The organism is Lederbergia citri (assembly GCF_018343625.1).
GTDB lineage: Bacteria > Bacillota > Bacilli > Bacillales > Bacillaceae_C > Lederbergia > Lederbergia citri.
In genome coordinates this window covers 525229-537983 of record NZ_JAGYPG010000001.1, presented here as the reverse complement: position 1 = coordinate 537983, position 12755 = coordinate 525229, and the positions used below count along the sequence as shown (strand labels likewise).

Below are 12755 nucleotides of genomic sequence, written 5' to 3'. Positions count from 1 at the left end.
TTAATTTGCTTTTTTAAAACTAGTAAGTTGATTTCCGTTCCAATCAACTGAACGGCTTTTCAAAAACAATTTTACTAAACCAATTATTTTAATAAATTGTTGATTAGTGGCAGCAATTCAGCTTTATCCACTTCAAATGATTCACCTGTTTTTCTTACTTTTACTTCAACGATACCTTCGCTGGCGCGTTTTCCAATCGTAACACGGATTGGCAGACCAATTAAATCTGAATCTTTGAACTTAACACCAGGTCTTTCTGAACGATCATCTAGTAAAACATCATATCGATTTGTTTTACATAATTCATAGAGTTCTTCAGCGAGGGATACCTGGTCTTGGTCTTTCATATTAACAGGGATTACATGAACATGATAAGGTGCAATGTTTGTTGGCCAAACAAGGCCATTTTCATCATTAAACTGTTCTGCAATAGCAGACAATGTACGTGAAACTCCTATACCATAACAACCCATAATATAGTGTTGAGCTCGTCCGTTTTCATCTAAATAATTTGCATCCATTGCTTCGCTATATCTGGTCCCTAGTTTGAAGATATGCCCGACCTCAATTCCGCGAGCAAACCGTATCGTTCCATTTCCGTCTGGTGAAGGATCACCTTCCATGATAAATCTAAAATCGGCATAATTTTCAACTTCGAAATCTCTGCCTGGATTTACATTTACGAAATGGAAGCCATCTTCATTGGCTCCGCAAACAGCATTGACTAATGCCTTTACTGCGTAATCCGCATATACCTTTATTTTACCCTCTAAGCCGCTAGGACCTAGAGAACCAGTAGGACACCCTAATATTTCTTCGGTTTCCTTTTGATCACAAAGTTCAACAGTTTTAGCATTCAATACATTTTTCACTTTAATGTCATTGACATCGTGATCTCCACGAACAAGTATCATTACAGGTTCATCGTCTATTTTAAAAACTAATGACTTTATGCAATTCTGTGGTTCAACATTAAAAAATGATGACACTTCAGCAATCGTTTTTTGATTTGGAGTGGCGATTTTTTCTAACTCTTTTTCTTCCTCTGCAGGTCTTACATACTCAATTACACACTCGGCCATTTCAATATTAGCTGCATAGTCGGATGAATCTGAATAAGCAATTGTATCTTCGCCAATTTCTGAAAGAACCATAAATTCTTGCGTATCCTTTCCGCCAATAGCTCCCGAGTCTGCTAGTACTGCTCTAAAATCCAGACCACATCGCGTAAAAATATTCATGTAAGCTTTATACATTTTATTGTACACATCGTCTAAGCTTTCGGCAGATGTATGGAATGAATATGCGTCCTTCATAATAAACTCACGGCCACGCAATAAGCCGAATCTTGGTCTTTTCTCATCTCTAAACTTCGTTTGAATTTGATAAAGTGTGAGTGGAAGTCGCTTGTACGATGGAACATCATCATTTACAATACTTGTAATAACTTCTTCATGAGTTGCCCCTAATGCAAAGTCTCTTCCATGTCGATCATGCATACGCATTAATTCATCACCATAAGTATACCAACGTCCGGATTCTTGCCAAAGTTCAGCAGGTTGCAATGCAGGCATTAGTAATTCAGCCGCACCTGCATTGTCCATTTCTTCGCGTATAATTCTTTCAATCTTATCCAACGTTCTTTTTGCAAGCGGCATATACGTATAAACTCCACTTGCGGTTTGTCTAATGAAACCCGCTCTAAGGAGGAGCTGATGACTTTTAATGTCCGCATCAGCAGGTACCTCACGAAGAGTAGGGATTAATGTCATACTTTGTCTCAAACTTAGCACCTCATCTTATAACACTATATTTAATTAATAAAAAAGCGCTGAATATCATTCCATGTAACAACAATCATTAATACCATCAATAGTGCGAATCCGATAAAATGAACCATTCCTTCTTTATGACGATCAATAGGCTTCCCTCTTACAGCTTCTACACCGAAAAATAAGAGTCGCCCGCCATCAAGCGCCGGAATCGGCAATAGATTCATAATTCCTAAATTTATGCTTAATAGTCCAGTCCATTTCATTAAATAAAGAATACCTGCTTTTGCAACTTCTTCTGTGGACTTATATATCCCTACTGGCCCCGAAAGCATATCAATGGAAAATTTGCCAATAACTAATTGTCCGAGCAATTCGAAAATTTTTATTGTCCAATGATAAGTCTCTACAAAACCGCTAACAGCAACTTTAGAAAAAGATTTATCCAAATATGATTGGACACCGATTAAACCTATTTCTCCTGTATCTTCATCAATTCGTTTCGGAGTTACAGGGATGTCCAACGTTTTACCGTTACGTTCTACTGTAAAAACAAGCTCCTCATCTGGATGTGCGCGGACAATCGTTGTCATATCTGTAAAAGTATTCACTTCTGCCCCATCGATACTTAATACAAGGTCACCTTGTTTTAATCCAGCTTCTTGTGCGGCGCTATCTGAAAGCACATTACCGAGCTTAGCCTCTTCCAAAGGTACTCCTTGGATAATACCAATCATCGTAAACGCGACAATTGCCAATATAAAATTAAACAATGGACCTGCAAAAATTGTCATAGCTCTTGCACTTAATTTTTTTGAAGCAAATTGACGATCCCATGGAGCAATCTGTGTTTCAACCTGATCTTCAACAACAACCGCTTCTCGAGAAACGGCAAATGTTTGAAGGTGATCCTCATCCCCTTCTTCATATCCTCTAATGAAAAGACGATGTTCTAAATCAGCCTTTTCAACTTCAACCATTTTGACATTTGGATAACGATTTTTACCAGATAAAATAATTTTATTGACCTTCTCACTATGATCAAATTGGATAGCAATCCGATGTCCAGGTTTTATCTCCGGTATATCCGGATCCTCCCCGGCCATTCTTACAAACCCGCCTATAGGCAAAAGACGGATCGTATAAACCGTTTCACCTTTCTTGTATGAAAAGATTTTCGGACCAAACCCAATCGCGAACTCTCTTACAAGTATTCCTGCACGCTTTGCGAAAATAAAATGTCCCAGCTCATGAAAAAATACGAGAGCCCCAAAAATAATGATAAAGGAAATAACGGTATTCAATTACACAACCTCCTTTAAGAAAAATGCTCTTCGTTAAACTAGTGAGTTAACAAAACCCCGTGTTTCTGAATCAACCTCTTGGATCGTGTCAAGGTCGGGGTTATTAATAATAGTATGGCGTGCAAGTGCGTTTTCAATCAAGTCTTCAATAGATAGAAACGATATTTTCCCTGAAAGAAAAGCGTGTACGGCTACTTCATTTGCCGCATTTAAGACTGTAGGCAACGTTCCCCCTGCTTTTCCCGCCTCATATGCAAATTCTAAACACCTAAACCTCTCAAAGTCCATTTCTTCAAAATGAAGCTGTCCAATTTTAGCCAAATCAAGACGATTGTCTGTCTGATAATGGCACCTTTCTGGATACGTAAGAGCATATTGAATGGGGACTCTCATATCAGGTGTTCCTAATTGTGCAATTATACTGCTGTCATCATATTCAACCATAGAATGGATAATGCTTTCACGATGTAAAAGAACATCAATATTTTCGTACGGTTTATCAAATAACCAGTGCGCTTCTATGACTTCTAACCCTTTGTTCATCATTGTAGCAGAGTCTATCGTTATTTTGGAGCCCATCGACCAATTTGGATGATTTAACGCTTGTTCTAATGTAACATTTTTTAGTTCTTCACGCTTATAATCTCGAAAACTTCCGCCTGATGCAGTTATGATAAGGCGCTTTACACTCGTCCACTTTTCCCCTTGCAAACATTGATAAATAGCAGAATGTTCACTATCAACGGGAATAATGGGAACATGATTTTCCTTAGCAAGACTCATAACCAGATGTCCAGCTGTCACTAACGTTTCTTTATTAGCAAGCGCGATTGTCTTTTTTTCTCTAATCGCTTGCAACGTTGGATTGAGTCCCACACTTCCGATTACTGCATTTAAAAGTACATCTGACTTATGATAAACAGCCGTTTCCATTAATCCTGATGAACCATACCCAAAAGTAATCTCTTTTGGATACTCAGTTTTTAATTTATCAAAGTCATCCTTATATTGTACGGAAACAAATTCCGGTTTAAACTCAGCAATTATTTTCCTTACAAGTTCGATATTTTCCCCTGCAGAAATCGCTAATAGCTTAAATTTATCTGGATTATTCCGTATAACATCAAGAGTTTGTATGCCAATCGAACCTGTTGCGCCAAGCAAACTTATGTATTTCATTGTTTCGCTCCCCGAAAATATTATCTGTATTAAAATATTAAGAAATGGAGTAAAGGCAATACAAATAACCAACTATCACAGCGGTCAAGAATGCCTCCATGACCTGGAAATAGATTTCCGGAATCCTTTACCCCATAATGCCGCTTTAATGCAGATTCTGCCAAATCACCCATTTGTCCAAAAATAGAAATGATAATCGTAACAATTATTAATTGCAAAATTGGAATTTGAATATTAGAAAAGAGAATGAATAAAATGGCGACAACTAGTCCAGATACTATCCCGCCAAAAAATCCTTCAACAGTTTTATTAGGACTGATCTCCGGCCATAATTTACGCTTACCAAATCTCCTTCCAGCAAAATAAGCTCCTGAATCTGTTACCCATACAACAAATAGCGCATAAAAAAGATAAACGAGCCCTTCTTCTCGAATTTGAACAAAATAGAAGAACCCAATACCTATATATAAAACGGATAAAAGGATAAATCCTACGTCATCAAATGTAAAATGATTTTTTACAATAACTGTATAGGATAAAAATATTAAGACAGCTGCAAAAGCCAATTCGATTTTTGACAGCCCTGTAATATTAATAGCTTCAAAATATTGATTTGGCAATAAAAAGATCCATAGTAAAAGAATAGATATTAAACCATGGAACGAAAAAATCGAAAGTTTTCGCATTTGAAAAAGTTCATATAATCCGATAGATGCCATTATGTATGCTAGGAATAAGAAAGGAATTCCACCTAGTATAGCAATCGGTAGAAATATAGCAATCAATATCGTTGCTGTAATGATTCGTTGTTTCATTTTTTGGACTCCTCGCTATGTATTCCTCCATATCGTCTTGATCGACGCTGGTATGCTTCAACCGCCTCGATTAAATGCGCTTCTGTAAAATCGGGCCAAAGAACGTCTGTAAACCATAATTCCGAATAAGCTATTTGCCAGAGCATAAAGTTGCTAATACGAAGCTCACCGCTAGTTCGGATTAATAAGTCTGGATCAGAAAGAAAGTGAGTCATCAAATAGTTTGAAAAAGCTTCGTCATTAATATCACTTATATCCAAATTTCCATTCTTCACATCTTTGGAAATTTCTTTGACTGCATCCAGAATTTCTGCTCTTCCTCCATAATTCAATGCAAAATTTAATTTAAGTCCTGTATTAGCGGAAGTTTCTACTATAGCTTTTTCAACAGCCCGCCGTGTATGTTCAGGAATTCTATTATTATTTCCAATCATACAAACTTTTACATTTTCTTCAATCAATTCAGGCAGAAAGTTCCCAAGAAATTCTTCAGGCAACCCCATTAGATAATCCACTTCGTGTTTAGGGCGTTTCCAATTTTCGGTAGAAAATGCATAAAGAGTCAAAGTATCAATGTTTAGCCGATTGGCTAGCATTGTTATCTTCCTTACAATTCTCATACCTTCATGATGTCCTGCTATTCGGGGAAGAGCTCGTTTTTTTGCCCACCTGCCATTCCCATCCATTATGATAGCAATATGTTTTGGAATCGGTAGTTTTAACACCTGTTCTATTCTTTCATCTATAGAAACAGTTTTTCGCGAACTTTTCCAGAAATTAATTTTATTTAACATGAAAAGATCCTCCATCAGAGTTGATCCTTATATTCGAAAGACCATAATTCCTATTATAAAGAAAATATTACTTTTTGGATAGAGAATGATACAGAAAGTATAAATATCATACATTTTTTTACAAAACGATTAGCTTATATTGGCCGAGTCATAAGATTTTATCTAGCCAATTTTATTTTCTTTTATCATAAAAAAAGAAAAATCTCCCTTCATTATAAAGGGAGAGAGTTCTCTTCAATGAAATCTATTATTAAACAGCTAATATTTCTTGCTCTTTTTCTTTCGTAATTTCATCAATTTTCTTAATATGGTCATCTGTCAATTTTTGAATATCGTCAGAATATCCACGTAAGTCATCTTCAGTGATTTCCCCATTTTTTTCTAACTTCTTTAATTCTTCGTTGCCATCACGTCGAATATTGCGAATCGCAATTTTCGCATCTTCGCCTTCTTTTTTAACTACTTTTACTAGTTCTTTTCTACGCTCTTCTGTAAGTTGAGGAATGGTTAGTCTGATTAATGAGCCATCATTTGAAGGTGTAAGGCCAAGATCGGATTTTAATATCGCTTTTTCGATATCTCCGAGAACGGATTTATCATAAGGTTGGATTACAAGCAATCTAGCTTCTGGTACAGAAATGGAAGCCATTTGATTAACAGGTGTTGGAGCTCCATAATAATCGATTGTCAGTTTGTCAAGCAAGGATGCACTTGCTCTACCAGCACGTATACTTGCTAGTTCACGAGAATACACTTGAATTGCTTTTTCCATTTTGTTTTTCGTTTCAGAAATTACTTGCTTTGCCATTATTCCTTCCCCCTCACTAATGTTCCAATTTGTTCACCCATCACTGCACGTTTAACATTTCCTTTTTCTGTGAATGAAAAGACGATCAGTGGTATATCATTGTCCATACATAATGAAGAAGCAGTAGAATCCATTACCCCTAACCCTTCTTTTAGAACATCCAAATATGACAGCTGATCATATTTTACCGCATCTTTATTAATTTTTGGATCATCATTATAGACGCCATCGACATTATTTTTCGCCATAAGTATAACCTCGGCTTCTATTTCAGCTGCTCTTAAAGCTGCTGTAGTATCTGTTGAGAAATACGGATTACCTGTACCTGCAGCAAATATAACGACGCGATTTTTTTCTAAGTGGCGTATTGCTCTTCTACGAATATAGGGTTCCGCAACTTGGCGCATATCAATGGATGTTTGAACACGAGTTTCAATTCCAAGCTGTTCTAAGCTATCTTGTAATGCTAATGAGTTCATGACAGTTGCAAGCATACCCATATAATCCGCTGTTGCTCTGTCCATTCCCATTTCACTGCCTACTTTTCCGCGCCAAATATTACCTCCACCTACGACAACAGCTATTTCAACACCTAATTCTGCTACTTCTTTAACTTGTTCAGCTATTGATTTGATGACTGTAGGATTAATACCGAAGCCTTCGTTTCCAGCCAACGCTTCACCACTAAGTTTAAGTACAACTCGTTTATATTTAGGGTTACTCATAAGAACCTCCGTATATAGTTATGTATTATTTTTCTAGTCATCGTTGAGACAAGCAGTTGATTCCACTCCAGGCACTCACATTCCAGAGTCTATCCCGTTAACCGTTTTTTCCGCAAGAGTCTCGTGCCTTTCACTCCAATCAACAAAACAGATAAGTAAACAACTAGATTTAAAAAGCTTTCACTTAAATGTATCTACTTTTATGGAAGTTTCCATTCCACTATGCAACTAAAATATCTGTAAAAAAAGGGAACACTGAATGTTCCCTCCATTATTACTTCTTAATTTGACTCATAACTTCTTCTGCAAAATTCTCTTGGCGCTTTTCAAGGCCTTCCCCAACTTCAAAACGTACAAATTCTACAACTTTAGCACCATTTGCTTCTACAAATTGGCGAACTTTTTGGTCTGGATTTTTTACGAATGTTTGATCAAGCAAGCAAATATCTTCGAAGAATTTACGTAGACGGCCTTCTACCATTTTTGCGACAATATTTTCTGGCTTTCCTTCATTTAATGCTTGTTGTGTAAGTACTTGACGCTCACGCTCTGTTTCTTCTTCTGATACTTCATCTCTTGAAATATATTTTGGATTGATAGCTGCAATATGCATTGCTACATCTTTTGCAACAGCATCATCTGTAGTTCCTTCTAATACAGTTAGAACTGCAATACGGCCACCCATATGCAAGTATTCACCAAATGCACCATTGTCTGCTTTTGTTTTTAATTCAAAACGACGTAAAGTGATTTTTTCACCAATTTTTGCGATAGCCGCATTCACATATTCTCCAACTGTTTGTCCGTTGCCCATTTTTTGCTCTAAAGCTTCTTCAACAGAGGAAGGCTTATTTGCAAGTAGGTGTTCAGCCAATTCTTTTACTAAGTTTTGGAAATTTTCGTTTTTCGCAACGAAGTCAGTTTCCGCATTTACTTCAAGGATAACAGCGTCGTTACCTTTGCTCATAATAAAAGTAGTTCCTTCGGCAGCAATACGATCTGCTTTTTTCGCAGCAGAAGCAATTCCTTTTTCGCGCAAGAAATCAATAGCTTGTTCCATATTTCCATTTGTTTCTGTCAACGCTTTTTTACAATCCATCATACCTGCGCCTGTTTTTTCACGCAATTCTTTAACCATTTGTGCAGTAATTGCCATTTGTCTTGTCCTCCTAAATGATAGTTTGAAAAAAGGTGATAAGCGTCTAACACTCTTATCACCTTTTATCGCAATGATACAGCTCTGTCAAATCCCAGGGCTATAGCTCTTTAATATGTTAGACGTTTGCAGTTTCAGCTGCTTCTTCTGCTTCTTCATCCTGTTTTGATTCGATTAATGCATCAGCCATTTTAGCAGTCAATAGTTTAACTGCACGAATTGCATCATCGTTAGCAGGAATGACATAGTCGATTTCATCAGGATCACAGTTTGTATCAACGATTCCGACGATAGGAATATTCAATTTGCGTGCTTCTGCAACTGCAATTCTTTCTTTACGAGGATCAATAATGAACATTGCATCCGGAAGAGTTTTCATGTCTTTAATGCCGCCCAAGAATTTTACAAGACGGTCATATTCTTTCTTAAGCATCCCTACTTCTTTCTTAGGCAAGACTTCGAAAGTTCCATCTTCTTCCATTTTCTCGATTGCTTTTAAGCGATCAATTCTTTTTTGAATAGTTTCAAAGTTAGTTAAAGTTCCACCAAGCCAGCGATGGTTAACATAATAATGTCCAGCACGCTCCGCTTCTTCTTTAACAGATTCTTGAGCTTGTTTTTTAGTTCCAACGAAAAGTACTTTTCCGTTGTTATCTCCAAGCTCTCTCATAAAATTATAAGCTTCTTCAACCTTCTTAACAGTCTTTTGAAGGTCGATGATATAAATACCGTTACGCTCCGTAAAAATGTATTTTTTCATTTTTGGATTCCAACGGCGAGTTTGGTGACCAAAATGTACACCAGCTTCAAGCAATTGCTTCATTGAAATTACTGACATAGTGTTTTTTCCTCCTTGGTTTTTTTTCCTCCGCCCCGATCATTTTTTGTGCAGTCTGTCAAAATAAACAGCACCCTGCAACAAAATCACGGAACGTGTGTATTAACACCATCAATCAATATAGCATAAAAAAAGTATGCTATCAAGTATTACCTATGATTTTTATGAAACTTAAGAAGAAGCTCAACTTCTGTTTTTCCTTTTTTTAATTGTCTAGCTATTTCGCTGCTGGACAATCCCTGTTGTGCCAACATTTCCACTTGTTCTGCAAACGTTTTTTCAATATCTTCTTGAACACTCATCTTTTTATTTGAATTTTGGTATGCTTCCGAAGCCAGCATCCTCGAATATGTTTCGGCAGTTAGTGGTTCTTCTTGCTTCACTATTTCTCTAGATTCCTCATTCTGTATATTTACTTGATTCGTTTGCATCTTATCCTGTTGAAATTTTGAAATAAATGACTGATTTTCTTCTTTTAATTCAAAAAGGAATGCTGATAACATTTCTTCTGATTCTTGTTGTATTTTACGTTGGTTTTCTTCCATCTCTTTGAAACGATTTTGACGCTGATATAAAAGAACGACAGCAAAAATCAAGAAAATATTCAACATAAATAAGATAAAGATTAGTATGCCGGTCAATATTATCCCTACCCGTTGTAATCAATTGTTTTTCCTTTATAAGGGTGAGCTTGCTCTACCTTTTTTGCTTTTTTTTCTTTGTTATTTTGAGGTTGGTGGTTTTGGTTATTTTGATGGGAAGAAGAATCATCTCTTAATAACAATTTTTCTTTTCGATCTGTTTCTATTATCCCATGACGCTCTCGGTCAACTTTTTCTTCCATTTCCCTTGTCGCTTGATCTAAGATGATTTGGCCTCTCTGTTGGAGTTGCTCGGAGATTTTTCCCGCTTCTATCGTTCTCGGAAGGGCAACTTGCATTTCGATTGATTTAAGGCTCACTTTTATATACCTCCGTTATTTAAGAAGCACACCTTTTAATTTAACAATCGCCTTTGAATGAATTTGAGAAATTCTTGAAGTTGATAATTGTAGTATTTCTCCAATTTCCGTAAAAGTTAATTCTTCCTTATAAAATAGACTTAAAACAAGCTGCTCTTTTTCATTAAGATTTAGAAGTGCCTCTTCTAGATCCTTTAACCATTCACTTTTCACTAGCTGCTCTTCTGGAGTGAGGGTTTCATCATCCTTAATATTATGGCTTTGGCTTTCATCATCTTGATCGTAAATTTGCTCATCCATTGACAATACACTTGCAAAAAAATGCTCATTTAATGTCCTGTAAACTTCATCTTCAGTAAATCCACTCTCGGATGCTATTTCTTCTATAGAAGCATGACGCATTAATTTTTGCTCTAGCATTTGTGTTGCCGCTTCTATTTTTTTTACCTTTTCTCTCGTACTCCTTGGGAGCCAATCTTCTTTTCGAAGTCCGTCTATAATAGCACCCCTAATTCGAAAAGATGCATATGTATCAAACTTTAGATCTCTAGAAATATCATATTTATTTAAAGCATCTAAGAGTCCCAAAAGCCCTAAGCTTTTAAGTTCTTCTCTACTAACATTTCTTGGCAATCCTACTGATATGCGTTGAACATGATATGAAACTAAAGGCATATATTTTTCTACAAGCATATCTCCTGCTTCAGCATCGCGAGAATGAGTCCAAAGCTCCCAATATTTCTTTTCTTCCATCGTTGGTGAGTTTGACAATTTGCTTCCTCCTCACAGTTACAAGCGATTTTAGTATGCTGATTAGATTTCGATCACTTCTTGATAAACTGTTTTTATTTTCAGCATACATGTTTCTGTATCGAATTCTATCGTCCTGCCACTATGTCCCCCGGTATCCTCGGCAATGAGTTGAATGTTCAATGATTTTAACTCTTTCTTTACCGCCTCTATATTACGTGGACCAATTCTCATCTGATCATTTTGAGATGAAAAATGAAACATTTGCGCTCCACCGGCTATCTTGGCTTTAAGTCTTGTCATACTCGCGCCTTTAGAAATAAGGATACGAGTTAACTCTTTAAGAGCAGTATTAGCAAATTTTGCCTTATTAAATGCCTTATCACCACGAGCAAGAATGGAATCAGGCAACATAATATGGGCGAGTCCTGCAATATTCAATTGCTTATCATACACAACTACTCCGACGCATGATCCTAGCCCAGAAGTTCTTATTTTGTCAGGTGACTTAACTATCTTCATGTCTGCAATTCCTACCCTAACTACCGAATCAATCATTCATGTCGACTCCCAATGTATTAAATATGACCGAAAATGATTCAGGATCAGGAAGCAGGAAAAAATGTCCATTCACACAATCTGAATTTGTATTTTCATCATTTAATGCTGTATCAATTACGATCGCATAATCTTGTGAATGTGACAATTCAATCAATCCATAGCTAATGATAGCACCAGCCATATCAATACTGATCGATGGAACTGAAGGATGTAAGGCCAGACCTGTGAAATCTGATAGCGATGATAAATAAGAACCCGACAATATATTTCCCAATTCTTGCATAGCGGAAAGCCCCATTTCAGAATAAGGAGGATTATCAAAAGAAAATATCGAGTCTCCGGTTAATCTCTGAACGTATTTTGTAGCTTGTTCGATTGGAAGGATAAAAAACATACTACCTGATGCATCACCTTCCACCCGCAAAAATACTGCCGTAACAATCGTATCATGTCCTCCAGCCATTTCTAGCATTTCATCGAATGTAACGATTTTGACTGACGGAACTTTCATATCAATATTTTTTCCTACTAAAACAGAAAGGGCTGTAGCTGCATTCCCAGCCCCAATATTACCAATTTCTTTTAATATATCTAATTGAAAGGGTGTTATAACTTGTTTAAGCTCCATAAATCTCATCCTTAAAAGAAAGGGGATTTACGATATTTTCGAGATTTAACAATAGAACAAGCCGTTTGTCCAAGTTTGCGACCCCACTAATGAATTCAGCCGGTGCTGCTCCGGCAACGTCTGGACATGGTTCAATGACAGACTCCGGAATATCTAAAACATCATTAGCTTCATCTACAATCATGCCTACAGTCATATTTTTATAGGAAACAATTATAATCCTTGTGCGGTCAGTATACTCTGTATCTCCAAGATTAAAATGTCTTTTCAAATCAATAATCGGGATGATAACACCGCGTAAATTTGTTACTCCTTTTATAAACGGAGGGACATTTGGAACCCTAGTAATATGTAACATCTTTTCAATTGCAGTGACATGTTCGACTGAAATAGAATATTCTTTATCGTTTAGTAATAAAACAATTACTTTTCGATCCGCTGCTATCACATTATTCATAGTATCA

General features: G+C 36.6%; 15 protein-coding genes. All 15 read right to left on the bottom strand.

The features are described from left to right. Positions 1–83: 83 nt before the first annotated feature. Positions 84–1784: a proline--tRNA ligase gene (locus KHA97_RS02875; protein WP_213123243.1), complete on the bottom strand. Its 1701-nt coding sequence runs from the start codon at positions 1782–1784 to the stop codon at positions 84–86. A 29-nt stretch (positions 1785–1813) separates the two neighbouring features. After that, the gene (rseP, locus tag KHA97_RS02870) at positions 1814–3076 is read right to left on the bottom strand and encodes an RIP metalloprotease RseP (RefSeq protein WP_213123242.1); all 1263 of its coding nucleotides are present in this window, start codon (positions 3074–3076) and stop codon (positions 1814–1816) included. Positions 3077–3109: 33 nt separating this feature from the next. Then, a complete protein-coding gene (dxr, locus tag KHA97_RS02865) occupies positions 3110–4255 on the bottom strand; it encodes a 1-deoxy-D-xylulose-5-phosphate reductoisomerase (RefSeq protein ID WP_213123241.1) in 1146 nt (381 codons plus the stop codon). A 29-nt stretch (positions 4256–4284) separates the two neighbouring features. Further along, the gene (locus KHA97_RS02860; RefSeq protein ID WP_213123240.1) at positions 4285–5070 is read right to left on the bottom strand and encodes a phosphatidate cytidylyltransferase; all 786 of its coding nucleotides are present in this window, start codon (positions 5068–5070) and stop codon (positions 4285–4287) included. After that, positions 5067–5864: an isoprenyl transferase gene (locus KHA97_RS02855; protein ID WP_213123239.1), complete on the bottom strand. Its 798-nt coding sequence runs from the start codon at positions 5862–5864 to the stop codon at positions 5067–5069. The genes KHA97_RS02860 and KHA97_RS02855 overlap by 4 nt, the downstream gene beginning before the upstream one ends. 250 nt (positions 5865–6114) lie before the next feature. Continuing rightward, on the bottom strand, positions 6115–6672 hold the full coding sequence (gene frr, locus KHA97_RS02850; protein ID WP_213123238.1) for a ribosome recycling factor: 558 nt from the start codon (positions 6670–6672) through the stop codon (positions 6115–6117). Further along, a complete protein-coding gene (gene pyrH, locus KHA97_RS02845; protein ID WP_213123237.1) occupies positions 6672–7397 on the bottom strand; it encodes a UMP kinase in 726 nt (241 codons plus the stop codon). The genes frr and pyrH overlap by 1 nt, the downstream gene beginning before the upstream one ends. A 274-nt stretch (positions 7398–7671) precedes the next feature. Continuing rightward, positions 7672–8553 (bottom strand): translation elongation factor Ts, encoded by an 882-nt coding sequence (tsf, locus tag KHA97_RS02840; RefSeq protein WP_213123236.1) that lies wholly within the window; start codon positions 8551–8553, stop codon positions 7672–7674. A gap of 118 nt (positions 8554–8671) precedes the next feature. Continuing rightward, positions 8672–9391 carry a 30S ribosomal protein S2 gene (gene rpsB / locus KHA97_RS02835; RefSeq protein WP_213123235.1) on the bottom strand — a complete coding sequence of 240 codons (720 nt, stop codon included), beginning with the start codon at positions 9389–9391 and terminating at the stop codon, positions 8672–8674. 149 nt (positions 9392–9540) lie between these two features. Next, positions 9541–10032, bottom strand: coding sequence for a DUF6115 domain-containing protein (locus tag KHA97_RS02830; RefSeq protein ID WP_213123234.1), 492 nt, complete (start codon positions 10030–10032; stop codon positions 9541–9543). Positions 10033–10040: 8 nt separating this feature from the next. Continuing rightward, entirely contained in the window at positions 10041–10352 is a 312-nt protein-coding gene (locus KHA97_RS02825) for a hypothetical protein (protein WP_213123233.1), read from the bottom strand. Positions 10353–10367: 15 nt separating this feature from the next. Next, complete coding sequence (locus KHA97_RS02820; RefSeq protein WP_407657971.1) at positions 10368–11123, bottom strand: FliA/WhiG family RNA polymerase sigma factor; 756 nt, start codon at positions 11121–11123, stop codon at positions 10368–10370. Positions 11124–11165: 42 nt separating this feature from the next. After that, on the bottom strand, positions 11166–11660 hold the full coding sequence (locus KHA97_RS02815; protein ID WP_213123232.1) for a chemotaxis protein CheD: 495 nt from the start codon (positions 11658–11660) through the stop codon (positions 11166–11168). Beyond that, positions 11653–12291, bottom strand: a complete 639-nt coding sequence (locus KHA97_RS02810; RefSeq protein ID WP_233713277.1) for a chemotaxis protein CheC — start codon at positions 12289–12291, stop codon at positions 11653–11655. Before KHA97_RS02810 ends, KHA97_RS02815 begins: the two co-directional genes overlap by 8 nt. Further along, positions 12281–12748 carry a chemotaxis protein CheW gene (locus KHA97_RS02805; RefSeq protein WP_213123230.1) on the bottom strand — a complete coding sequence of 156 codons (468 nt, stop codon included), beginning with the start codon at positions 12746–12748 and terminating at the stop codon, positions 12281–12283. Before KHA97_RS02805 ends, KHA97_RS02810 begins: the two co-directional genes overlap by 11 nt. Between the last annotated feature and the right edge of the window lie 7 nt (positions 12749–12755).